At 46.2% G+C, this 24,938-nt stretch carries 22 protein-coding genes; 13 read left to right on the forward strand and 9 right to left on the reverse strand.

Annotation, left to right across the window (positions count from 1 at the left end; genetic code table 11):
* Positions 1–43 precede the first annotated feature (43 nt).
* The 5 genes from LWP20_RS14120 to LWP20_RS14140 all read right to left on the reverse strand — a co-directional run bounded on the left by LWP20_RS14120 (position 44) and on the right by LWP20_RS14140 (position 3,800).
* The gene (locus tag LWP20_RS14120; RefSeq protein ID WP_242928803.1) at positions 44–661 is read right to left on the reverse strand and encodes a low molecular weight phosphatase family protein; all 618 of its coding nucleotides are present in this window, start codon (positions 659–661) and stop codon (positions 44–46) included.
* Positions 662–691: 30 nt separating this feature from the next.
* Positions 692–1,144 (reverse strand): DinB family protein, encoded by a 453-nt coding sequence (locus LWP20_RS14125; protein ID WP_242928804.1) that lies wholly within the window; start codon positions 1,142–1,144, stop codon positions 692–694.
* Between the two features lie 49 nt (positions 1,145–1,193).
* Positions 1,194–2,279 carry an ACR3 family arsenite efflux transporter gene (arsB, locus tag LWP20_RS14130; protein WP_242928805.1) on the reverse strand — a complete coding sequence of 362 codons (1,086 nt, stop codon included), beginning with the start codon at positions 2,277–2,279 and terminating at the stop codon, positions 1,194–1,196.
* A 288-nt stretch (positions 2,280–2,567) separates the two neighbouring features.
* The gene (locus LWP20_RS14135; protein WP_242928806.1) at positions 2,568–3,413 is read right to left on the reverse strand and encodes an arsenite methyltransferase; all 846 of its coding nucleotides are present in this window, start codon (positions 3,411–3,413) and stop codon (positions 2,568–2,570) included.
* 54 nt (positions 3,414–3,467) lie between these two features.
* Positions 3,468–3,800 carry an ArsR/SmtB family transcription factor gene (locus tag LWP20_RS14140; RefSeq protein ID WP_242928807.1) on the reverse strand — a complete coding sequence of 111 codons (333 nt, stop codon included), beginning with the start codon at positions 3,798–3,800 and terminating at the stop codon, positions 3,468–3,470.
* A gap of 347 nt (positions 3,801–4,147) precedes the next feature.
* On the opposite strand from LWP20_RS14140, the gene hemN reads away from it, so the two are divergent.
* Positions 4,148–5,518 carry an oxygen-independent coproporphyrinogen III oxidase gene (hemN, locus tag LWP20_RS14145; RefSeq protein WP_242928808.1) on the forward strand — a complete coding sequence of 457 codons (1,371 nt, stop codon included), beginning with the start codon at positions 4,148–4,150 and terminating at the stop codon, positions 5,516–5,518.
* Between the two features lie 58 nt (positions 5,519–5,576).
* Here the strand turns inward: hemN and LWP20_RS14150 are convergent, their stop codons facing one another.
* Entirely contained in the window at positions 5,577–5,948 is a 372-nt protein-coding gene (locus LWP20_RS14150) for a cyclic nucleotide-binding domain-containing protein (RefSeq protein ID WP_242928809.1), read from the reverse strand.
* A gap of 191 nt (positions 5,949–6,139) precedes the next feature.
* Here LWP20_RS14150 and LWP20_RS14155 point away from each other — a divergent pair, with 191 nt between their 5' ends.
* From LWP20_RS14155 to LWP20_RS14200, 10 genes are all read left to right on the forward strand, one after another.
* Entirely contained in the window at positions 6,140–6,847 is a 708-nt protein-coding gene (locus LWP20_RS14155) for a Crp/Fnr family transcriptional regulator (RefSeq protein ID WP_242928810.1), read from the forward strand.
* A gap of 355 nt (positions 6,848–7,202) precedes the next feature.
* Complete coding sequence (locus LWP20_RS14160; protein WP_242928811.1) at positions 7,203–9,608, forward strand: heavy metal translocating P-type ATPase; 2,406 nt, start codon at positions 7,203–7,205, stop codon at positions 9,606–9,608.
* A 39-nt stretch (positions 9,609–9,647) separates the two neighbouring features.
* Entirely contained in the window at positions 9,648–9,827 is a 180-nt protein-coding gene (gene ccoS, locus LWP20_RS14165; RefSeq protein WP_242928812.1) for a cbb3-type cytochrome oxidase assembly protein CcoS, read from the forward strand.
* Between the two features lie 361 nt (positions 9,828–10,188).
* A complete protein-coding gene (gene ccoN / locus LWP20_RS14170; protein ID WP_242928813.1) occupies positions 10,189–12,378 on the forward strand; it encodes a cytochrome-c oxidase, cbb3-type subunit I in 2,190 nt (729 codons plus the stop codon).
* A gap of 93 nt (positions 12,379–12,471) precedes the next feature.
* A complete protein-coding gene (locus LWP20_RS14175; protein ID WP_242928814.1) occupies positions 12,472–12,669 on the forward strand; it encodes a hypothetical protein in 198 nt (65 codons plus the stop codon).
* On the forward strand, positions 12,666–13,877 hold the full coding sequence (locus LWP20_RS14180) for a c-type cytochrome (RefSeq protein WP_242928815.1): 1,212 nt from the start codon (positions 12,666–12,668) through the stop codon (positions 13,875–13,877). The genes LWP20_RS14175 and LWP20_RS14180 overlap by 4 nt, the downstream gene beginning before the upstream one ends.
* A 283-nt stretch (positions 13,878–14,160) precedes the next feature.
* Positions 14,161–15,564, forward strand: a complete 1,404-nt coding sequence (ccoG, locus tag LWP20_RS14185) for a cytochrome c oxidase accessory protein CcoG (protein ID WP_242928816.1) — start codon at positions 14,161–14,163, stop codon at positions 15,562–15,564.
* Between the two features lie 48 nt (positions 15,565–15,612).
* Complete coding sequence (locus tag LWP20_RS14190) at positions 15,613–16,083, forward strand: FixH family protein (RefSeq protein ID WP_242928817.1); 471 nt, start codon at positions 15,613–15,615, stop codon at positions 16,081–16,083.
* A gap of 7 nt (positions 16,084–16,090) precedes the next feature.
* Positions 16,091–16,807 carry a sulfite exporter TauE/SafE family protein gene (locus LWP20_RS14195; protein WP_262914599.1) on the forward strand — a complete coding sequence of 239 codons (717 nt, stop codon included), beginning with the start codon at positions 16,091–16,093 and terminating at the stop codon, positions 16,805–16,807.
* 71 nt (positions 16,808–16,878) lie between these two features.
* Positions 16,879–17,790: a universal stress protein gene (locus tag LWP20_RS14200; protein ID WP_242928819.1), complete on the forward strand. Its 912-nt coding sequence runs from the start codon at positions 16,879–16,881 to the stop codon at positions 17,788–17,790.
* Between the two features lie 581 nt (positions 17,791–18,371).
* On the opposite strand, the gene LWP20_RS14205 is transcribed toward LWP20_RS14200, so the two are convergent.
* From LWP20_RS14205 to LWP20_RS14215, 3 genes are all read right to left on the reverse strand, one after another.
* On the reverse strand, positions 18,372–20,672 hold the full coding sequence (locus LWP20_RS14205; RefSeq protein ID WP_242928820.1) for a nitric-oxide reductase large subunit: 2,301 nt from the start codon (positions 20,670–20,672) through the stop codon (positions 18,372–18,374).
* Between the two features lie 88 nt (positions 20,673–20,760).
* Positions 20,761–21,684 (reverse strand): hypothetical protein, encoded by a 924-nt coding sequence (locus LWP20_RS14210; RefSeq protein ID WP_242928821.1) that lies wholly within the window; start codon positions 21,682–21,684, stop codon positions 20,761–20,763.
* A gap of 63 nt (positions 21,685–21,747) precedes the next feature.
* A complete protein-coding gene (locus tag LWP20_RS14215; protein ID WP_242928822.1) occupies positions 21,748–22,125 on the reverse strand; it encodes a hypothetical protein in 378 nt (125 codons plus the stop codon).
* 170 nt (positions 22,126–22,295) lie between these two features.
* Between LWP20_RS14215 and LWP20_RS14220 the strand changes: the two genes are divergently transcribed.
* Together LWP20_RS14220 and nosZ are read left to right on the forward strand one after the other, a co-directional pair.
* Entirely contained in the window at positions 22,296–22,850 is a 555-nt protein-coding gene (locus LWP20_RS14220) for a c-type cytochrome (RefSeq protein WP_242928823.1), read from the forward strand.
* A gap of 27 nt (positions 22,851–22,877) precedes the next feature.
* Entirely contained in the window at positions 22,878–24,923 is a 2,046-nt protein-coding gene (nosZ, locus tag LWP20_RS14225; RefSeq protein ID WP_242928824.1) for a Sec-dependent nitrous-oxide reductase, read from the forward strand.
* Positions 24,924–24,938 lie beyond the last annotated feature (15 nt).

Consider the following 24,938-nt stretch of genomic DNA (forward strand, 5'->3'; position numbering starts at 1 on the left):
AAAGGCTTTCTTACGATAAGCTAAGTATAAATTTATCTTCTTTTTATACTTCAGAAAAGGCATATAACATCTCGCGGCCAATCTGCAGGGCACGTTCTTTATACTTATTGGCCTTTTGGGGTGTATTGTCTGATGCCTTAGGGTCATCGTAAGTAATAGCAATGCGTTTTTCCACGCCTGGCACAAAAGGGCAATTCTCATCCGCATCCGAGCAGGTCATGACTGTGCAAAATCCAGACGTTGGATTTCCTGCATCGTCAAACCTTTTAGACCATACTTCAACCGGGGCTTCTTGCGGGCTATACTTTACTTTATACTTCGGATTTGCCTGAGCATCTCCTTTTTCGATCTCAAAACCAATTTCCTGTATAGCCTTTACCGCGGCCGGGTAAAATGCCGTAGCTTCTGTGCCTCCCGAAAAAGTATGAACGCCCTTTATACTATAATACGTAGCTGCGGCTTGTGCCCAGAGTTGGGCCATGTGGCTGCGGCGCGAGTTGTGTGTGCAAATAAATACCAGGTTTATACTTTGTGAGACATCCCGCTTCTCCCGGATATAAGCAGCTAGTTGCTTAAGAATTTCTTTCCGTTCAGCAGGAATTTCTTCAAAGGTGCGGGTTAATTCTGTAGTTGTTTTGGTAAGGGCTGGTAGTAAAGGCATGGGGGTAAGGTGATAGTTTATACTTCTAATTTATGAGCCGTATTTCAGGATCATCGCCAACTGCCCGGCATGGTAAGCTGTATGCGAGATGATTCTGCCGATAGCAGCAGCTTTGGTCTTTTCTCCGAATTCCTTTGTGGTTATACTTGTTTCCCAATCCTCGTCTTTTTGCTGCTGCAGAATTGATCTTAAGGTGTTTGCTGCCTGTTGCTGGTAGCTCAGTAGCTCTGCCAGGTTAACCCATTCGCCGGTATCATACTTCGAGATCACTGTTTTAGCCGTAACTTTTATATCAGACCCGCCAAACACATTTTTCGCAAAGAGCAGTTCTACATCACCTATATGGCGTATCAGAAAACCGGCGGTGTTTGGCGAAGTACCTGATTTCTTTTTAAGATCTTCTTCGCGGATATTGGTCAGCAAGCCTGTAAATCGGGTACGGGCTTCCTGCCATGTCTGTAAGTATAATTCTGTCTGGCTCATAGAAAAAGAATCAGATGGTGGTTTTTGCTATACGTTACTATAGTATAAATTATACTTCCTGAGCAGATAGGGCACCTTTTTTATTGTATAATTTACGGCGGAGCCAGAAAGCTACATTTACCAAGGTTATTAGGGCGGGTACTTCCACTAACGGGCCAACCACGCCTGCAAATGCCTCTCCGGAGTTTAGGCCAAATACAGCGATAGCTACTGCAATGGCCAGTTCAAAATTGTTGCCAGCTGCAGTAAATGCCACCGATGCATTCTCAGAGTAGCTGGCTCCGGCAGCCCTGCCAACTATAAAGCTTACCAGGAACATAATGGCAAAATAGATAACCAGCGGCACCGCAATGCGCAGCACATCAAACGGGATATTTACGATCAGTTCGCCTTTTAAACTGAACATGACCACAATAGTAAACAACAGCGCAATAAGTGTAATAGGAGAGATAGCAGGTATAAATTTGGTCTGGTACCATTCCTGTCCTTTCAGGGGCACAAGAATAACCCGGCTAAGCACGCCCGCCAGAAAAGGAATACCTAAATAAATAGCCACACTCTCGGCAATGGTTGCAATAGAGATATCTACAATGGCGCCTTCGAACCCAAACACCGGCGGAAGTATAGTGATGAACAACCAGGCATAAAAACTATACAGAAAAACCTGGAAAATGCTGTTCAATGCTACCAGCCCGGCTGCATATTCCCGACTTCCGTCGGCCAGGTCATTCCAAACCAGCACCATGGCAATACAGCGAGCCAGACCAATAAGTATAAGTCCGGTCATGTATTCGGGGTAGTCGCGTAAAAAAGTAATGGCAAGTATAAACATGAGTAAGGGTCCGATAACCCAGTTCATTACCAGCGACAACCCGATTACTTTTACATTCCCGAAAACTTTAGGCAGCAACCTGTAATTTACTTTAGCCAGTGGCGGGTACATCATCAGAATCAACCCGATAGCTATAGGTATGTTAGTGGTGCCGCTGGAAAGGGAATTGATATAGCCGGAGCTGTCAGGTATAAAATAACCCATTGCCACGCCAATCAGCATCGCCATGAAGATCCAAAGCGTGAGGTAGCGGTCTAAAAATCCGAGTTTTTTCCGGCTATGGGCAGGAGCACAGTGTTCCATGTATGGGTAGAGGTGGAGTGTTATAGAATATATGGCGCGAGCGTCTTCGCTCGTGTCGAACGATAGCTGGGCCACTGGCCTGTTGAGTTTTGAAATTGTAACCGCAAAAGTAAATCATCCACCTGCTCCCTTCAAAGTAGGACTCTTTCTCAAGTATAATCCGAGGGGCTAGGGGTGGGTTTAAAGCAAAGGCTTAATCTCCCTTTATCAAGTTCCTTTCAGGATGACAGGTGCTCCATAAATTCCCATTTGAAGGGGCAGGTGGATGATACGCTTGCAGGGAAAATATTAGCAGCAACCAGCGCCAGGTGTGCAGCAGGAAGCTTCAGCCGGTTTATCGCCGTACACGGTAATGCTGAAAATACCGGTGTTGCTTTCTCTGAACTGTTTGATACCGGCTTCATCCAGGTAATCACGCAGGATCTCGTCCGGCACCTGAATGGCTTTCTCTTTCTGAACCGTTACGTTTGTAAAACCAGCCTCACGAACGATCTGAAGGTAATCATCTTTCTGAATCGCCCCTGATACACAACCGGCATACATTTCGGCTGCGTTAACAAGCCCTGCCGGTAATTCGCCCTTCAAAACCACATCCGAAATACTGAAATGCCCGCCCGGCTTAAGTACACGGTATGTTTCGGCAAAGGCTTTTTTCTTGTCAGGCACCAGGTTAAGCACGCAGTTACTGATCACTACATCCACACGGTTGGCAGCAAGTGGCAAATCTTCTATCTCGCCCTGGCGAAACTCCACGTTGTTAAAGTTCAGTTTTTCGGCATTGTCGCGGGCTTTTGCGATCATGGCCTCGGTCATATCCACGCCAATTACTTTGCCGCTTTCGCCGGTAAGGGCACGGGCAACAAAACAGTCGTTGCCGGCTCCAGAACCTAAATCCAAAATGGTGTCGCCTTTCTTGATTTGGGCAAATTCGGTTGGTACGCCACAGCCCAGGCCAAGGTCTGCATCCGGGTTATAGCCTTCCAGCTCGGTGTAGTTATCTGCGAAAATGGCATAGTCTACAGTGCCGCAACCGGTAGCGCCGCAGCACGATGCTTCGTTCTGGCCTTTGCTCTGGTTGGCTATCTCGCTATACTTATCACGTACTATTTTCTTTAATTCTTCTGCGTTGTTCATAGTTCTTGTGTTTATATATTATCGGTGTTTTACGATTAATTATTTCAAATTTTTTTAGCAACAGTCTGAGTCGCAGGAAGTATAACTGGCAAACATTTGTAGCATTAACTGTTGTGCATGTTTCCATGCTTTTGCATCAATGCAATAACATACTTTCTTGCCATCAATATCGCCTTTTATCAGGCCTGCTTCTTTTAGTTCTTTCAGGTGCTGCGACACAGTAGACTGCGACAGCGGTAGTTCGTCCACAATATCGCCGCAGATGCATGAGTTGCGTTCCAGCAATATGCGAAGTATAGCCACGCGTGCCGGGTGTGCCAATGCCTTCGCATAGGTTGCCAGCGTAATGTCTGCTTCTGTAAATGCTTCTGTTTTAGTAATTCCCATTGGTTATTTTTATCATCGTAAAATTACGATGATAATTTAATGATTGCAAATAGTCTCATCATATTTTAAGGCAACAACCTGAAAGCAAGGGTGAATAGTATGCCAGGAAAGTATAAAGTTAAACTACCAGCATGTTTAGTCTTTAATTAATAAGGGCAAGTCAAAAGCTTTTAAACAGGAAGTCCGAAAAAGTGACAACGATCATTTTTTTAGCTGTCGTGTATCATCCATATTCGTGAATTGCCACCGTTACTTTGCAGAAGAGAAATAAGCTATACTTGGCCACTGTGAGCGGGTAAAAGCTGAATAATCGGCACCCAAAGTATAGTTAAAGGAGACGCAAAACCATGTATCCAGACAAAGAACAATTGATTCAGAAGTATAATGTTCCGGCACCACGCTACACCAGTTACCCGACCGTGCCATTCTGGGATAACGAAACTCCCGCTGAGCAAAAGTGGCTGGATGTGGTAACGCGTACGTTTGCAGAATCTAACAAGGAAAAAGGGATAAGTATATACATTCACTTACCGTTTTGCGAGGTGCTTTGTACCTATTGTGGCTGCAATACCCGCATCACCAAAAACCACTCGGTAGAGGAAGGGTATATTGCTTCTGTGCTGGCTGAGTGGCAGGTATACCTGAACCAGTTTCCGGAAAAACCAATCATCCGGGAGCTGCACCTGGGCGGCGGAACACCTACTTTCTTTAAACCTGAAAACCTGCGCAAGTTACTCGAGGGCCTTTACGAAGGAGCCATTATACATCCGCAGCAGGAATTTAGCTTTGAAGGCCACCCGAACAATACCACCTTTGCGCACATGCAAACCTTGTATGATCTGGGCTTTCGCCGTGTAAGCTTTGGTATCCAGGATTTCGATACAAAAGTACAACTGGCCATAAACCGCCTGCAGCCATACGAGAACGTAAAACGCGTTACCGAAGAAGCCCGCCAGATCGGGTATGATTCTGTGAACTTTGATTTGATCTACGGCCTGCCGTTCCAGACACTGGAAAGCGTGGGCAGCACCATTGATAAAGTGGCCGAGCTGATGCCCGACCGCATTGCTTTTTATAGTTACGCGCACGTGCCCTGGGTAAAACCGGGCCAGCGCAGTTACACCGAAAAGAACCTTCCTGATAATGCTGAGAAACGTGCCTTGTATGAGCTGGGCTTGGAGCGATTTAAAGAGCTTGGCTACAGCGATGTAGGCATGGACCACTTTGCGTTGCCTCACGACAGCCTGTACCATGCCATGCAGAACAAAACACTGCACCGCAACTTTATGGGCTATACCATCTGCCAGACAGACCTGATGATCGGGTTAGGTGTTTCGTCTATCAGCGATGCCAAGTATGCTTACCTGCAGAACGAGAAGAAAGTAGAAACTTATAAAGAAAGTATAGCTACCGGTTCTTTATCAATACTTAAAGGCCATTTTTTAACAGACGAAGACCTAGTAATTAAAGAAGCCATACTGGATGTTGCCTGCAAAGGCGAGCTGCAGTTTACCGATGAACTGATGAACCTGGTAGATGTTGATGCAAGGATTGAGCTACAGCAAATGCAGGAAGAAGGCCTGCTCCAACTAACGGATAACGGGTTGTTAGTAACGCCTGCCGGAATGCCTTTTGTGCGCAATATTTGCATGGTTTTCGACCGCAAATTCAGGCACAGAGAGAGCACCGGAGAACAGATATTTAGCAAAGCAATTTAAGTATAGCAGCAGGCTATACTACTGAAAGAAGTAGCGCACATTCAGGTGGGCTGAGAATCTACTCAAATGTAAGCGCTTTTCTTTCAGATACTTTACTGAGGAGTTGCAGCAGGTACATGCGCAAAGCAGGCTCCTGGGGCAGCAATTTCAAGATATCTTGTTTGTTGATGACATAAAGCTGCGACGGGTGCTGTACTCTGGCAGTGTAGCCATACTTCTCGTGCATCAGGTCGGGCAAACCGAGTAATGTATCCGGTTGCACCTGGTGTACGGCTGCAGCAGGTTTATCTGAAACAATACGTACGCTGCCATTGGTCAGGTAGAAAAGCTTATCTGCTTTATTGCCCGCCGAAAACAGCTCCTCTTCCGGCTGATATACTTTTTGTATAGCCGGAAGCCGATGACTTTCAATGAGTTGTTTGATTAACATAAGTTGAGCTGCTATTATAAGGTTAAAGATCGCGGATGCTATACTATCCTTGTTCTGATAGTACAAAATTAGCGAACAGCAGCCCTCAGGAAATGATGAATGTCAGCAGCGGGGCAAATTTTAATCACCGGCAGTGCCTTGTACCTAAGTGCATTAAGTAACATAACTATACATATTTTAGCCTTTAGCATATGAAATTTATTTCGCCAGACTGTAATAACTGTATCAGCAGGCAGAGCTCTTTGTTAGGCTGCTGCAAAGGTGCAGAGCTGGAGGAAGTTTCTTCCTCAAAATCATGTTTTACTTTTAAAAAAGGGCAGGTAATCTTTAATGAAGGTACAAAGCCTTCGGGTTTATACTGTGTCCATTCGGGTAAGGTAAAAGTTGCCAAAATGGGCAGCGATGGCAAAGAGCAGATCATCAGGCTGGCAAAACCCGGCGACATGATCGGGTACCGCGCCCTGATGGCAGATTCCAACTTTTCGGCCTCGGCAGTTGCCCTGGACGATGCCGTGATGTGTTTTATACCTAAGTCGCAGTTTATGGAGCTGATCTCACATAACATCGATTTCTCTAACGGGCTTATGAAGCTGCTCTCTAAAGCACTGGGTGAGGCGGAGGAACGTGTGGTGCAAATGGCCTATAAACCTGTGCGCGAACGACTGGCCGAAGCCCTGTTACTGTTGCAGAAAACTTACCAGAACAACACTGAGGTGGCAGACCAGTTTACAATCTCTATCTCCCGCGAGGACCTGGCATCTATAGTTGGTACGGCCAAGGAAACCACCATTCGCCTGCTTTCGGATTTTAAAGAGGAGCATATTATTACTACAAAAGGCAGCAGCATCACCATCCTTGATCCGGATAAGCTGTATACCATCTGCCACTTGTATGATTAAAGTATAGCAACACTGCAAAGGCTAAATAAAAAAGGCAGGCTACATAGTAGTCTGCCTTTTTGCGCTGCTCCACCTCTGGCGCAGCGCTAACACCATAAACTAAACCAAAAAACTTAATTCGTTCTGCATCTGTTGCCTTTCGGCAACCGAGTATATGCCTTTTGTGGTTTTTATACTTTCCAGCGCCGGGTTTATACTTGCAGGTAAACGCCTCTCTATGTGGCTGATTTACATTACAAATGTCTTGCATTTTTACACGCTGGGCACTGACAACAGTCATATCCAAAAATGATTTCGGTCATCCTTTCTCTTTAGGGCTGCGGCTAACTTTGTGTATAATTTTAAAGAGATTGAGATGGAAACCGCACTCCAAACCAATATTCAGACATGTTACCATTGCGGGGATTCCTGCAACGACCAACCTATAGTTGCCCACGAAAAAGTGTTCTGCTGCGATGGCTGCAAAACGGTATATGAGCTGCTGGAAGAAAATAACCTTTGCACTTATTACTCGCTGGAACAAAATCCTGGCATCACGGGCAAACAGCCGGTAGCCGAGTCGCGCTTTGCTTACCTCGACGATGCCGGCGTAGAAGCCCAACTCATCAGTTTCCGCAACGACTCGATCTGCAAGCTCACGTTCTATATTCCGCAGATGCACTGCAGTTCCTGTATCTGGCTACTCGAAAACCTGTTCAAGCTGAACCCGGGCGTAGCTGAAACTACCGTTAATTTTCTTCGCAAAGAAGTAGCTATTACATATTTTCACCAGCGCACAACTTTGCGCGAGGTGGTACAGTTGCTGGCCAGAATCGGTTATGAGCCTGCCATTACCTTAGCCGATACCGATGGCAAGAAAACCAAGACGCAGGACCGCAGCATTATCTATAAATTAGGTATAGCTGGCTTTTGTTTTGGTAACGTTATGCTGCTGGCCTTCCCGGATTACCTGGCCGTTACCGACAGCCTGCAGCGCAGCTTCGGAGCTTTCTTTGCTTACCTCAGCCTTATACTTTCCATACCTGTTTTCCTGTACAGTGCGCGCGGTTTCTTTACCTCGGCCATAGAAGGTATAAAGCAGCGTATGGTAAACATCGATTTGCCAATTGCGATGGGCTTGCTGGCGCTGTTCTGTGTGAGCTTGTACCAGATTTTTACTGCAACAGGCCCAGGCTACCTCGATTCCTTCACTGGCCTTGTATTCTTTATGCTGATCGGTAAATATTTTCAGCAGAAGACCTATGATACGCTTTCCTTCGACAGAGATTATACTTCATACTTTCCGGTATCGGTAACAGTGCTGAAAGAGAATGGCGAGGAAGAATCGGTGGCGGTGCGTAACCTGAAAGTGGGTGATAGAATACGCCTGAGAAACCAGGAACTTATTCCTGCCGATGCTATACTTCTGAGAGGTTCCGCCATGATCGATTACAGCTTTGTATCTGGTGAATCGGACCCGGTGGAAAAAGTTGTAGGTGAAGTAATTTACGCCGGTGGCCGCCAGGTAGGAGAGAGCGTGGAGCTGGAAGTAGTGAAAGAAGTATCGCAGGGTTACCTGACGCAGCTCTGGAATGACAGCGTGTTCTCTAAAAACGAGGAAAAATCGGTTGGTACATACGCCAATGTAGCAGGTAAATGGTTTATAATAGTTACGCTTATAGTTGCTGCCGGCGCGCTTGTTTACTGGGTACCGCGTGATATGGATATGGCCATGAAAGCCTTCACATCGGTGCTTATTATTGCCTGCCCCTGCGCTTTATCGCTGGCCACTCCGTTTGTGCACGGCCACACGTTGCGGGTATTCGGTAAAAATAAATTCTACCTTAAAAATACTGCTGTAGTAGAAACGCTGGCCAAAATAGACACCGTAGTTTTTGACAAGACCGGAACGCTAACTGAGCCAAGTGCTGCCGAAGTTTCTTATACTGGTAAAGCCTTAACGCCAGAGCAGGAGCGCACTATACTTTCGGTGTTGCGCCACTCCACGCACCCGCTTAGCCAGCGCATAAGCCAGGATCTGAAAGGTGAGCCACTGGAAGTGCATAATTTCCAGGAGTTTGCCGGTAAAGGTTTGTCGGGCGAAGTGAACGGCCAACTGGTTCGCGTTGGTTCTGCAGCATACCTGGGTGTGCCAGTCGAAAAAGCTAAAGATGCGCTCAAAACTACCGTGTATGTGTCGCTGGACGGCGTGGTGCTGGGCTATTATACTTTCTTTAACGTGTACCGCCATGGTCTGAAAGAAATACTGCACGACCTAAACGACAAGAAGATAGCTGTACTTTCAGGAGATAATAACCACGAAGAAGTGCGCCTGAAAGAGTTACTGGGTGAAGAGGCAGAGCTAAGCTTTAACCAGTCGCCGGTTCAGAAACTGGAGTATATCCAAAGCCTGAAAGAGCAACATCACCAGGTACTTATGGTTGGCGATGGCTTAAACGATGCCGGCGCCCTGAAGCAAAGCGATGCAGGTATAGCCCTTACCAACAGCATTACCAACTTCTCGCCGTCCTGCGATGCTATATTAGATGCCACCGCTTTCGACAAACTGAGCAAGTTCCTGAGCTTCTCTAGAAAGACCATGAACATCATACTTGCCACATTTGCCGTGTCGCTGGTTTATAATGTTATCGGGTTAACACTGGCTGTGCAGGGGCTTTTCTCTCCAATAGTGTCGGCTATACTTATGCCGATCAGTTCGCTTAGTGTTATCGTTTTCGCAACCCTTTCTGTTAAGATAGCTGCCAAACGCGCCGGCTTATAATTCCTGATTCTTAATTCCCAATTCTTAATTGATAAAGCCATGTTCATCATATTCTTACTTATAGGTATAAGCGTAACGGTAGCAGGCCTTTTCCTGGGCGCTTTTTTGTGGGCAGTTCGCTCCGGCCAGTACGACGACGACTACACACCCGCTGTGCGCATGCTATTCGAGAACGAAGGTACAGCTGTTAAAAGCAAGCCCGCACCCGACAAAGTATAAATTTATAAAGTATAATCCGGGCAGGTTTACCATAGCCTTGTTTTAAAGCTGGCTAAGGTAAACCTGTGCCTGTACCTGCTCCGGGTTTTAATGATCTGCAATTATTCTTACTAGTATAAAGCCTGGTTTATAGTTGATTACAACGCTCAGTCCACTGTTTTTTAGCTGTTTATACCTTTGGTTGTCATTCCGGCGGCGGGGTAAACTTCAACAAACAAAGCCACTCCGGCTGATTACAATCACTTCTTAAGATGACATTAATCATCTTTTCTAAGGCGCTTCTTTACCAATTTTGTACAGTCGAAAAAACACAAAAACATCACAATAATTAGAATATCTAAACCAATGGAGGACACCGCACATGTCAACTAATGTAGCTGAAGTCTTAGAAAATTCTCCGGAAAGCATTGCCCCGCCAAGAGGTAATAAGCAAGGAGTAACCGAGGCGTTCTTTTATGATAATAAGATCGTCCGCGATTTTGGTATAGCCACTGTTTTCTGGGGTATTGCCGGTATGCTGATCGGGGTAATAATTGCCTTCCAGCTGGCAAACCCGGATGTGAACATGGGCACACAGTATACAACATTTGGTCGCGTTAGGCCTTTGCATACCAACGCTGTAATTTTTGCTTTTGTGGGCAACGCCATCTTTATGGGCGTGTACTACTCGTTGCAGCGCCTTTGCAAAACCCGCATGTACTCAGACCTGCTTAGCAGGATTAATTTCTGGGGCTGGCAGCTGATCATCGTTTCTGCAGTTATCACGCTTCCGCTGGGTATGACAACTTCTAAAGAGTATGCTGAGCTGGAGTGGCCAATTGATATTGCTATTACGCTGGTATGGGTAGTGTTTGGTTGGAACATGTTTGGTACACTTGCCAGACGCCGCGAAAAGCACATGTATGTTGCCATCTGGTTCTATATTGCTACCTTCCTGACAGTTGCCGTGCTGCACATTGTAAACTCTTACGAAATGCCGGTTAACTTCTTCAAGAGCTACTCTGGTTATGCGGGTGTGCAGGATGCGCTGGTGCAGTGGTGGTATGGCCATAACGCGGTTGCGTTCTTCTTAACAACGCCTTTCCTGGGCCTGATGTACTACTTCCTGCCTAAGGCTGCTAACCGCCCGGTATACTCTTACCGCTTGTCTATCATTCACTTCTGGTCGCTGATCTTTATCTATATCTGGGCTGGTCCGCACCACTTGCTTTATACTTCTCTGCCTGACTGGGCACAGTCGCTGGGTGTTGCTTTCTCTGTTATGCTGATTGCTCCAAGCTGGGGTGGTATGATCAACGGTTTGCTTACACTGCGCGGAGCCTGGGATAGAGTACGCGAAGAGCCTATCCTGAAGTTTATGGTTGTTGCCATTACGGCTTACGGTATGGCAACTTTTGAAGGCCCGATGCTTTCTTTGAAAAATGTCAACGCTATTGCCCACTTTACTGACTGGATAGTAGCACACGTACACGTGGGTGCCCTTGGCTGGAACGGCTTCCTGACCTTTGCCATGCTGTACTGGTTGTTCCCACGCCTTTATAATACACAATTACACTCTAAAAAACTGGCCAATGCGCACTTCTGGTTAGGCACGTTGGGTATACTTTTCTATGCTATACCTATGTACTGGGCTGGTTTTACGCAAGGTTTGATGTGGAAACAGTTTACAGCAGAAGGTACACTCCAGTACTCTAACTTCCTGGAAACGGTACTACAGATCGTACCAATGTACTACATGCGTGGTATTGGTGGTGTGCTTTACCTGAGTGGTGTGTTCATCATGGTATTTAACCTGTACAAAACAGTTAAGTCTGGTACACTGGTTTCAAACGAAGCTGCTGTTGCTCCGGCTAAAGTAACCGAGCAAAGCCACAATGCCGGCCACTGGCACAGCTGGATTGAGAAGCGTCCTACGCAAATGGCCATTTTCGCTACAGTAGCTATACTTATAGGTGGTCTGGTAGAGTTTATACCTGCCTTCGTGATCAAGTCGAATGTGCCAACTATTGCCAGTGTAAAACCTTATACTTCACTTGAGCTGCAAGGTCGTGACCTGTACATAAAAGAAGGTTGCGTTAACTGCCACACACAAATGGTTCGCCCGTTCCGCTCTGAAACCGAACGCTATGGGGAATATTCTAAAGCAGGTGAGTTCGTGTACGATCACAACTTCCTGTGGGGCTCTAAACGAACTGGTCCGGATCTTCACAGAGTGGGAGGCAAGTATCCTAACTCATGGCACTACCACCACATGCTCGATCCTACTTCTATGTCGCCGGGTTCTATTATGCCATCTTACCCGTGGTTGTTTGAGCAGGAAATTGACCTGAACACTACTAAAGATAAACTGGAAGTACTGAAGAAGCTGGGTGTGCCTTACGAGGATGACTACATTGCCAATGCGAATGAGGAGCTGATGAAGCAGGCTAATACCATCACCGCTGATCTTGCAAAAGAAGGACTGGAGGTGAAACCGAACGCAGAAATTGTAGCCCTGATCGCCTACCTGCAACGCCTGGGTACTGACATTAAAGTGAAAACGGAAGAGTAAAATAGATTTTAGACGCTAGATTTTAGACAATAGACTTAAGTGCCTGCTGTAGAGAATCTAGCTTCTAATTACTAACATCTAAAATCTAATAAAATGTACAAGAACGTTTTGCAAGCCATAGACGGCATCGAAATATATCCGCTTATCTCGTTTTCTATCTTCTTCCTGTTTTTCCTGGGCCTGTTGGTTTATGTAGCCCTGATGGACAAGAAGTACGTGCAGGCCATGAGCAGCTTTGCCTGTACACCTGAAGACGAAACACACGCAATTGTAGGAGGTAACAAACAATGATCTCTCTAAGAAGTAAATTCAGAAATGGCGCGCTGGCCCTGGTAGCCGGTTTGCTGCTGACAGCCGGAAACCCGGCACAGGCGCAGGATGCCGTGGCAGGTAAAAAAGTTTTTGAAGGCAATTGCACCGCCTGCCATAGTATAGATGCCGATGTAGTTGGCCCAGCCCTGAAAGATGCGCACAAACGCCGTGGCGACGAATGGCTGGTGAAATTTATCAGCAACTCGCAGGCGCTGGTGCAGGCCGGCGACAAAGATGCGGTAGCGCTCTTCGAGAAATTTAACAAAGTGCCGATGCCGGCTTTTGAAGGTTCGCTTTCGAAAGATGACATCGCCAACGTAATCGCTTATATAAAAGAGCAAAGCGATAAGCCTGCCGAGGTAGCGGCTGCAGCACCTGCTACACCAGCATCTACCGACAAGGCCGCAACAGAAGCAGCGCCTGCAGAAGATGTAGCGTTTCTGGACCTGCCACCAGTGCTTCTGTTTACATTTGCTTTGGCAACAGCTATTATTCTGCTTACCATACTGGTACTTGTAATGCTGTTCCGCCTGTTTGTGCCCATGTTAGGAGATTCTATCCATGATGAAGATTTCCGCAACTCGTTTGCCGGCCGTGTGCTGTTTCTGATGCGTGGCGATACAACCCTGATGACAGGTAAAGCGAAAGATGTGATCCACTCTAACCATGATTTTGATGGCATACAGGAGTACGACAACGACCTGCCGCCCTGGTGGAAAACCATGTTCTATGTTAGCATCGTGTTTGCGATCGGTTATATGTTGCACTTCCACGTGTTTAAAACTGGTACGTTGCAAGCAGAGGAATATAACATGGAAGTTGAAGAGGCCGCTATACTTGCTTCTAAAACCGTTGACGATCCGAATGCTGTAACAGACTATAAAGCACTGACCGATGCCACTGCATTGGAAAATGGTAAAAAAACTTTTACGCAGAACTGTGCTGCCTGCCACGGCCAGAACGCGGAAGGTACAGTAGGCCCAAACTTAACGGATGAGTACTGGCTGCACGGCGGCGATGTGAACGAGATCTTCAAGACTGTGAAGTATGGTGTACCGGCCAAAGGTATGGTGCCTTGGCAGGGTAAACTAACCAAAGATCAGATACTTGAAGTATCTAGCTACATATTGTCTTTGCAGGGTTCTAAACCAGCTAATGGCAAAGCGCCACAAGGAGAGAAAAAGTAAAATTAAGATGTGGGTTTTTTGAAAGTTGTGGGTGCTTGTACGTAAGCGCCTGCAACTTTTTTTATTTACAGGTAATACTGGCCTGGCAAGTATAAAGTGCAGGGGCAAAACTGCCATGAGCTGTTATTACTGACTACAATCACTTCAGAATATGATTTTGGTCATCTTTTAGGAAAGGCCAATTTTGGAATTTTGTACTGGCAGATTTAATAATCGCTAAGTTCTCAAATTTTCAATTTTTAAATATCAGGCAGGAATAATATCCGCACAAATTACCACTGCCATGGCAACAAAAACAAAACCAACCGATGAATTTCGGGACCACATCTCTACGGTAGATGAACAGGGGAAACGCGTTTGGGTGTACCCGAAAAAACCGAAAGGCAAACTATACAATCACCGCAAATATGTTAGCTACTTACTGCTGACACTGTTATTTGCAGGACCCTTCATAAAAATAAACGGCTTACCCATACTTCTGCTTAATGTAGTAGAGCGCAAGTTCGTGATCTTTGGTGTGCTTTTCTGGCCACAGGACTTCTTTATACTTGTACTGGCTTTCCTGGCCATAGTAGTTTTTATCATACTTTTTACGGTAATCTACGGGCGCATCTTTTGTGGCTGGGTATGTCCGCAAACTATTTTCCTGGAGATGGTTTTCCGCAGGATAGAATATGCCATAGAAGGCGACTATACCAAGCAGAAAGCCCTGAATAAAATGCCCTGGAATACAGAGAAGATTTTGAAGAAAGGTACCAAAACAGCCATCTTCCTGCTTATCTCCTTTATAGTTTCCAATACCTTCCTGGCCTATGTAATTGGTATCGACGAGCTTCAGAAAGTTATAACTGAAGGACCCCTTAACCACTTGGCCGGCTTTGGTATGCTGCTTGCCTTTACAGGAACATTTTACTGGGTGTTTGCCTATTTCCGGGAGCAGGTTTGTACCATTGTTTGCCCTTACGGCCGCTTGCAGGGCGTAATGCAGGATAAGAAAACACTGGTAGTAGCCTACGATTATGGCCGTGGCGAACCGCGCGGTAAGCTCCGCAAAAACCAGGAGCGCACCGAAGGCGATTGTATTGACTGTAATCAGTGTGTGCAGGTTTGCCCTACAGGTATAGATATCCGAAACGGAGCGCAGCAGCTGGAGTGTATTAACTGCACCGCCTGCATAGATGCCTGCAACGATATTATGCGGATGATTGAGAAGCCGGAAGGCCTGATCCGCTACGAGTCTGAAGAGGCCATTGAAGCAGGGAAGAAGTGGACATTCTTTACGCCACGTGTACTAGGTTATACAGCTGTGCTGGTTATACTTCTGACTGCACTTTCTACCTTATTACTGATTCGTGACGAAGCAGAGGCAACTATACTGCGAACGCCGGGCCAGCTATACCAGAAAACAGAGCAGGGGCACATTAAAAACCTCTACAACATCTCTGTCATCAACAAAACTAACCACGACATGCCTCTTACCCTGAAACTGTTAAACAAGCAGGGAACTATAAAAGTGATTGGAAGCGAGTTGCTGTTACCGGCACAGGGCATTGTAGAGGGTGTGTTTTTTGCCGAGATACCAAAAGAACAACTGAAAGGTATGAATTCGGAAGTTGAGATCGGGGTATACTTTGGCGATGAACTGATCACGACGCAGGATACCAAATTCCTGGCCCCGGCAAAGTAAGTATAAGTTCTCCTCGCAAGGGAAAAGGAACATTAAACAGACATTCAAATGACAACTTCGGATAAAAATAAAAGTTTCACCTTATGGCCTTATGCAATTATAGGCGCTATGGTGCTCTTTATGGGATACATTGCCTTTTTCGTGTATAAAGCCATGAACCAGGATGTAGACCTTGTAAGCAAAAACTACTACGAACAGGAGATTAAGTACCAGGACCACATTAATACCCTGGACCGCACAAAAGCTGCTGGCGATGTGGCGATAAACTATAACCCTGAAAAGCAATCCATACTTATACAGTTGCCGGAATCCTTTGCTGGTCAAAGTGTAAACGGAACTGTTGATCTGTTTCGCCCATCTGATGATAAGCTGGACCAGAACATACCCCTGCAGCTTGGCCGCGACCAAAGCCAACTGATTGAAACTGATAAACTGGAGAAAGGTCTCTGGAAAGTTCGCATCAATTTCAGTGCAGGCAACGAGACATATTATTCCGAAAAAACCATACAGATAAAGTAACCGCATCATGATCTGGGCAGGATTTTTATTCGGTATTCTAGGCAGTTTCCATTGCGTGGGGATGTGCGGCCCCATAGCCATGGCCTTACCATTTGGCGGGAGCAGCGGCTGGCGTTACTACGTTGGCCGGCTCCTGTACAATGGGGGGAGAATTACAACTTACTCGCTATTAGGTGCACTTGCAGGCGCTTTCGGGCAGTCGCTTGAAATGGCAGGGCTGCAGCAAACAGTTTCTATAGTTTCCGGTGTGCTTATACTTCTGTTGCTGGTACTGCCGGCAGTGCTAAAAGGCAAAGCTGCGAGCTTAATGGGAACAGATAAATTAATGAGCTGGGTGCGTCATACATTGGGTTATTACTTCCAGAAAAACTCACTTGGCGCATTGTTTATGGTGGGGCTGCTGAACGGGCTGTTGCCTTGCGGCTTTGTATACATTGCACTGGCAGGCGCTATCAGTGCACCGGGCATAGGAGGAGCCATGCTTTACATGATGTTGTTCGGCTTCGGTACTTTTCCGCTCATGTTCCTGGTATCGCTTTCGGGCAAGCTTATCAGCCTAAAACTGCGCAGCACATTTAACCGGGTGGTGCCTTATGTAGGTATGACCTTAGCTATACTTTTCATCGTGCGCGGCCTTAGCCTCGGCATTCCATACTTGAGCCCTAAAGTGGTGGTAACTGCCCAGCATAAAACTGAAATGAGTTGCTGCAAAAAGCCGCAGTAATGTATAAATACTGAAATCTGGCAATTGTCAGGGTTTAAAATTATCAATAACACCAAACAATTATTAAAACTATGTGCAAGTCTGAGAACGTGAAGCGCGTGCTGGTACCAGTGCAGTTTAACAAGGAAAGTGAAGAACTGTTGCGTTATGCAGGGCAATTGGCAGGCACATTAGGTGCAGAGTTAGTGCTGCTGCTTGCTAGCCATACAAAAGAGTTGACCTTTACCCAGCAAAGCCGGAATATTCAATTACTACGAACCTTTGGCGAGCGCCTGCTGATGCAGCACAAAACAGCCAATGTGGCGTTTGAATGTGTGGTACGGCCTGGTAATCTCAGCGATTGCATTATTTCGGTTATACAGGATTATAGTGTGGATATGGTGTTGATGGAGACTTGTCCGCTGCACCAGGAAGAAGAACATGTCGACCCCGATCATGCTGCCGCTATTATGGAAAAAGTGGCATGCCCGGTAATGGTGGTGCCCTGCACAGCCAGATTCCAGAATCTCGATAACCTGGTATTTGCCACCGATTTTACTGACCAGGAGGAGCATGTGTTGTTTCAGATCGTATCGTTTGCAGAGCAGGTAGGGGCAAAACTTACACTGGTTCAAGTATACGGCCAGGCAGAGCGACAGCAATTGTCTAACTATAAAGCAGCCATGTTGCAGACAGAGAAGCTGTTACAAGGGCATAATGTTGCTTTTAAGTTACTTGAGGAAGAGGATGTGCTGGAAGGAATAAGTGATTTTGCTGAAGCTGCTACAGCCGATATGCTTATACTTGCCACCCAAGATAATTTCCTGATGAAGCGCTTATTCAGCAGCAATTACATTAAAACCATGGCTTACCATACCCAGTATCCGTTACTTACTTTCCGCCAGTTAAAGAAAAAGCCATGCTCCGGCTGCTGCGAGAATTGCGGTAAAAACAAAAGTATAGAGCAGGAGAGTAATCCGCAGATAATTGAGATAAGCTTGTAGTTTATACTTTATACTTTAGTAACAAAAGAAGCAATGCCTGCAGGCATTGCTTCTTTTGTTTTGGGGATGTGTTTATCTGGTATAAACGTCCTGTAAATAGAAAGCGAAATACCTTTCTTGAGATAATTTTAAAGAATGGAGAATGTAACAAAGTTTTATAAAATGAATCGATAAATGATGCCTTCCTGACCAAATTAGCGTGCCCGCTCGCCTCGGGCAAGTTCGAGGTATCAAGTGGCGGGATGTCACGTTTCACTCTAAGTTAAACTAATAAACTACAGCTGCCAGAGTCCGTCGATTAGCGCACACTTGCCCGAGGCGGGCGGGGGCAACGATGTTGCTGCTTAAGATAGGTAAATTAAAAGTAACGGGCGAATTGCTGCGCTAAAATTATATAAGCTGGTTTTGCTAATCAATAGCAGGTATAACGTATTCGCATTTACAATAGCTTACGCTTCGTTCGTCATCGATCGGGCAAGTATAAAATGAAGTATAAAGTATAAAATCACGCTAAATAAAAAGTGCCTGCCTCTACCAACATATTGCGGTAAAGGCAGGCTCTTTTTTAACTGTAAGGGAGCTTAACGAGCGCTCTCTTTTTCCAGCACTGTTGGGTAATCAGTTACAGATACATCCTCATCTTCTTCCAAAGACCACCCAGTTTTTAAACCGATCACAAACCAGGCCAGCGCCAGCACACCACCTGCAAAAATGGTATCGCCAACAACGCGCAGCCAGCGCAGAATTTCCATCGTATCGGTTTGCATGAACTCCATAGAGCGTGCATACCATAAACCATATTCCACGCTTGCCCAGGTTTGCAGCAGACCAATCGGCAGCACACTAATCAGCACCATCAGCAGCAGGCCAATGTTAATGGACCAGAAAGCAAAGCTTATCACACCGTCTTTCCAGCGTCTGCGGGCCGACAAGCCTTTCAGCACGAACAGCATCAAGCCGATACCCAACATACCGTATACCCCAAACAAAGCCGTATGACCGTGCACTGGCGTGGTATTAAGACCCTGCATGTAGTAGAGCGCAATTGGCGGGTTGATCACAAAACCAAATACACCGGCACCTACCAGGTTCCAGAAAGCAACCGCTATAAAACTATAGATCGGCCATTTGTAAGCTCTCATCCATAGGGTAGACCGGCTGATCTCGAGGTTATGGTACGCTTCAAAACCTATCAGTACTAGCGGTACAACCTCCAGCGCACTAAAGGTAGCACCCAGGGCCATTACCGAAGTTGGCGTTCCGCTAAAGTATAAATGGTGGAATGTACCGATAATGCCGCCAAACAGGAAGATGATGGTAGAGAATAAAACCGTAGCGGTAGCAAGCTTGGTATCCAACAGGCCCATGCGTACGAACAGGAAAGCAATAACCACGGTGGCAAATACTTCGAAGAAGCCTTCTACCCACAGGTGCACTACCCACCAGCGCCAGTACTCGGCAATAGCCAGGTTAGTATGTTGTCCCCACATCAGGCCGGAAGCATAGAAAATAGCAATAGCAGCCGAAGAGATCAGGAACATGCCCAGTAAATGGCGGCCTTCTGCATCATTTCTGAAAGCTGGTATAATGGCACGGATCATGAGTGTGAGCCACAGGAACAAGCCAACTAACAGGAATATCTGCCAGAAGCGTCCTAAATCTACATATTCATAACCCTGGTGCCCAAACCAGAAGTTTTCGCCGTAGCCTAGTTTCTGCATAACACCATACCACTGCCCGGCCAGCGAACCGGCGACTATAATAAGCAGACAGATGAACAGGAAATTAACACCCAAACGCTGGAACTTAGGCTCGTAGCCCGATACCGCAGGGGCGATGTATAAACCGGTAGCCAGCCACGAGGTTGCAATCCAGAAGATAGCTAACTGCACGTGCCAGGTACGGGTAATGGAGTAGGGCAGGTAATCTGAAAGCGGGAAACCATACAATGCCTGGCCCTCTACGCCATAGTGGGCAGTTACAACTCCCAGCGTTACCTGCACAAGTATAAGCGCTGTTACGATCCAGAAATACTTTAATGTAGCCTTCATGGATGGCGTTGCTTTCAGGCCAAGTAAAGGATCTTGCTTCGGTAATTTAGAAGTGTCTATACCTTCTTCTTTGTTGGAGGCATAATAAAAAGCAAGTAAGCCAACACCGGCAATAAGTATGATCACGCTGAAACCAGTCCAGATGATAAGGTCGCTGCTTGGGCGGTTGCCTACCAGTTTTTCAGCGGGCCAGTTGTTTGTATAGGTAATGCTCATGCCGGGGCGTTCGGTTACGCAAGCCCACGAAGTCCAGAAGAAGAAAGCGTTAAGTTTCCGCATACGCTCCGGATTCTTTACGGTATTGTCGGCCATAGCGTACGCATCTCTATACTTTGCCAGGGCTGGGTCATCCATAAAAAGACCTGTATAATGGCTGCTTACGCCGGCAATGGCCTCAGCGCGAAGGTCTGAAATGGTGAGCGTATTGGTGGCGGGGTCAAACGTGTTTGCCCGGATCTGTTTTTGCAGTCTTGCCTGCAGCAGCGCTTTTGTTTCTTCATCCAGGTCGTCATACTTGCTGCCTTTGGCTTCCTGGGCCCAGGTATCTAAAAAGTACATGGCCTCTTTGTGCAGCCAATCGGCGCTCCAGTCAGGAGCAACATAGGCACCATGGCCCCATACCGAACCAAGTTCCTGGCCGCCGGTAGATTGCCATACATTCTGACCGTCAAGTATATCCTGTCCTGTAAAGATCACTTTACCTGAGGTTGTTACCACCTTATCCGGTATGGGTGGGGCTTGTCTGTAAATCTCGGAACCGTAGTACCCGAGAACGGCAAAGGATCCTACCATCACGGCAATGAATCCCAGCCAGAGTTTTTTGTATTTCATGATAAATATAGTAGTTGATAAAAGTGAATGCTTTAAAGCAGGATCTAGTTGATTGCCTGTCAGGAGTGTAGTTTCACGGAGTGTTATTCTAAAACAGGTAGGTCAGGTTAACCATGGTTCTGCTATTGCCTTTTGTAACCTCATGGTCGTCGGTGGTGCTTAGCGGAAGCTGAACTGTAGCGCCCAGGCCAATTTTGCGGATGTACATGTTCAGGCCAAGGTTAGCATAGTATGAGTCTCCGCCCATTTGTGAGCCATGGTCGCTGCCGAGCTCATCTGCTTTGGCATGTTCAAAGTAAATACCAGCGTTTGGCAGCATGGTCATACTTTCGATATTCTGCCAGTAAAAAAGGTTTGAAGAGGCGCTTAGTCTGTCTCCGAATTTGTAGCCATCCGCATTCTCTGAGTTTATGCGATAGGTAACATCGTTGTTAAGGCCCAGTTTGCCGTAGCGCAAAGTATAAATACCGTTAAACATATAGTCGGTGCTGCCGGAGCCAGGCTGTAAACTCTGAGTATAATCTTCGTTATTGAGGTGGAGTTTATGCGTTCCGGTTGCCAGTTTTACACCGCCGCCCAATTGCAGGGTATGCTTAAATTTTGTGTTGATGCTATCTCCGGTATTCAGGATGGTATAGTTTGCCATTACCGTAACATCGCCCAGGCCATCATACTTCGTGTTGCCTCGGGTAGTGCTTTGTTCATTAAAAGTATAAGGCACAAACGCCATCAGCTGCACATTTTTCGCGGGCACGTAGCGGCCCCACATTTCCATCGTGCTATACTTTTCCTCAATAATATCGGTATGAGTCATGGGCATACCCTCGTGCATATGGGTGTGCGTGGTAGTTATAGTATAGCTGCGGTTAGTATAGCGCAGGCCGGCAAAGTTTTTATGAAACTGTGGCAGAATGCCAAAGTAACTGCCTCCCATGGTGCAGCCGCCGTCGCAGGCCTGGCTGGCAAAAGGTATAGATAGGATAGCTGCAATAAGTATAAATATTCTTTTCATGACTGAATCTCTTATGTATTGAAATTTTTTAATGGTGCCGGTGTGGCATTAAGCATTTAAGAACTAGGCCATGAAGTCTGGGGGGTGAAAGAAGTATGAAGCAGGGGTGAGGTATTTCTTAATAGTATAAGGTGCCTCTAACTGTTTCGGTACAGGCTGAAGGTATGGCCTGCGTAAACGGAAAGTTTCTTCTAAGCAGACGAGGTCCGGGCTTGTTCGCTTCTGAGTTGCCGGCGTTTTTTGCTCGCGTTCGGCTGCCTTTTTTAATTGTTTTTTGAGGTAGCATTTTCCCTGGCAGTCTGATAGAGGAAAATGCCGCTGCTCGCATAGTTGGCTGGCTATGTAAGCCCGGTTAGCCTGGAAAAGCAAATAAGTGCCTGTTTTGCTCAGTGGCTGAGCTATTGTACCTATTGCGAGTAATATCCAGATAAGCCGCTTCATGTCTTCATCTCTTCTGCTTTCGGCTCAAAGGTCCGGTAGCATTGTTCGGTAAAAAATGATTAATATCATCATTAAAAGAGATTAAGGTCTTTTATTTAACAGGCTATCACATATACTTTTGCTTCATAAACAATCACCAAAATTGAGTCAATACTTAAACATTAACTGTCATGAAAATTAAAAAGACGGGTATCAATCTAAGAGGTATGTTGGAAGGCCCGATGAAAATGAGTGCCATTGCATTATTATGTAGCGCTATGCTTTTCAGCTGCTCGTCAGGTGAAAACGAAAACGCCACCGAAGCCCAGCAAGAACCTGGACTGGCTCAACAGGAAGAAGCTCCTGCAACAGAAGCAGCTACTGAACAAACTGCTGCAGCTGACGAAGGTAAAGGCGTAGGCCCGGTAACTACAGTTGAAGTAGGCGAAAATATAGATGAAGCGCTGGCTGGTACCGGTAAAACTTTATTTGAAGGTAAATGCTCTGCCTGCCACCAGTTATCAGACCAGAAAGTAGTAGGCCCTGGCCTTGCCGGTGTTACAGAGCGTCGCAAACCGGAGTGGATCATGAACATGATCATTAACCCGGAAGAGATGACCAAGCAGGATCCAACTGCAAAGAAATTACTGGCTGAGCACTTAACACAGATGACCAACCAGAACGTGAACGAACAGGATGCAAGAGCTTTACTTGAATTCCTGAGAAAGAACGACAAAGCTAGCTAGGAAATCAAAAGCTAAATAATCCATATTATGGAAACTCTGATCAATAAATTAAGAACAGCAGCGCCAAAGGCCGCTATGCTGATGGCTATCGCAGCCGGCTCAGCGCTGCAAAGCTGCACTAAATCTGATGGTGGCAATGCCGGCGGCGCAACTGCTGAGGCTTTATCTTCGGATGCCGCCTCTAAAGTGTATGTAGCACCAGGCAAGCACGATGAGTTATACTCATTCCTGTCAGGTGGCTTTAACGGGCAGGTGTCTGTGTACGGTTTGCCTTCAGGCAGGCTGTTAAAGATCATCCCGGTGTTCTCGCAGCACGCTGAGAATGGTTATGGTTACAACGAGGAAACAAAAGCCATGCTGCAGACTTCGCACGGTTTTGTTCCTTGGGACGATTTGCACCACCCGAAACTGTCTCGTGCTAACGGCACAACAGACGGCCGCTGGTTATTTGTGAACGGTAACAACACCCCACGTGTAGCCCGCATCGACCTGAAAACGTTCGAGACCGTGGAGATCATGGAGATACCTAATTCAGCTGGTAACCACTGCTCGCCTTATCCAACTAACAACAATGAGTACGTAATTGCTGGTACCCGCTTCTCAGTTCCGCTGGATATGAAAGGCAGCACAGGCGACGTAGCACTCGATAAGTATGAAGAAGAATTCCGCGGTTCTATTTCCTTTATTAAAGTTGATAAAGAAAACGGTGACATGGACCTTGACTTCCAGGTATTGGTTCCGGGTTTCGACTACGACTTAGCTAACGGTGGTAAAGGTCCATCAGAAGACTGGGTGTTCTTTACAACCTACAACTCTGAAAAATCCGGTACTCTGAAAGAGATCGGTGCTTCTCAGAACGATAAAGATTACCTGGCTGCCATTAACTGGAAACTTGCTGCCAAGTATGCCAAAGAAGGTAAGTTGCATGAAATGCCTGCTAACTACTACCACAACAAGCTGGACAAAAATACGCACACTGCTAAATCTACTGTGAAGAAGAAAGTGCGCTACCTGCTTCCGGAAGAGTGCCCAGGTATGATGTATCTGTTGCCTGCTCCTAAATCACCACACGGTATCGACGTGGATCCAAGCGGTGAGTTCATGGTAGTTAGTGGTAAACTTGCTTCAGCTATTCCGGTATTCTCATTCGCTAAAATGCAGGATGCTATCAAGAACAAGAAGTTTGATGGCGAGAAGAACGGTATACCAGTACTGAAGTATGAATCTGTACTGAAAGGTGAAGTAAAAGAGCCGGGCTTAGGACCATTGCACACTGAATTTGACGGTAAAGGAAATGCTTATACTTCCATGTTCGTGTCTTCTGAAGTTGTGAAGTGGAAACTGAATGAATTGAAAGTTGTAGACAGAATTCCGGTTTACTACTCAGTTGGTCACTTAATGATACCTGGTGGCGATACAAAAGAGCCACATGGCAAGTACCTGGTAGCGATGAACAAAATTACGAAGGACCGTTACCTGCCTACTGGTCCTGAGTTAGCGCACTCTGCACAGCTGATTGATATCTCTGGAGAGAAAATGAAAATGCTACTTGACTTCCCGACCGTTGCCGAGCCTCACTATGCACAGGCTATTATTGCCAGCAAAGTTGCGCCTAACAGTGTTAAATTCCATAAACTCGATGAGAACAAGCACCCTGGAGCTGCTAAAAAGGAAAGCGAAGCAAACGTGACCCGTAAAGGCAATAAAGTTATCGTGAAAATGACCTCTATCCGAAGCCACTTTACACCAGATAACATTGAAGGTGTTCAGGTTGGAGATACTGTACTCTTCCATGTAACTAACCTGGAGCAGGACTGGGATGTACCTCACGGATTTGCAGTGATGGGAGCTAACACTTCTGAAACCCTGATCATGCCGGGAGCGACACAAACTCTGAAATGGGTACCTAAAAAAGCAGGTGTGTATCCAATGTACTGTACTGACTTCTGCTCTGCGCTGCACCAGGAGATGCAAGGTTACGTGAGGGTATCTCCTAAAGGTTCTAACGTTCCGATCAAATTCTCGACCGGTAAGAAAAAACAGAATATTCCAGGAGTAGCATCAACGAAATAATGCTTTAACTGGGCA

It is taken from the genome of Pontibacter vulgaris (assembly GCF_022758145.1).
Taxonomy (GTDB): Bacteria; Bacteroidota; Bacteroidia; order Cytophagales; family Hymenobacteraceae; genus Pontibacter; species Pontibacter vulgaris.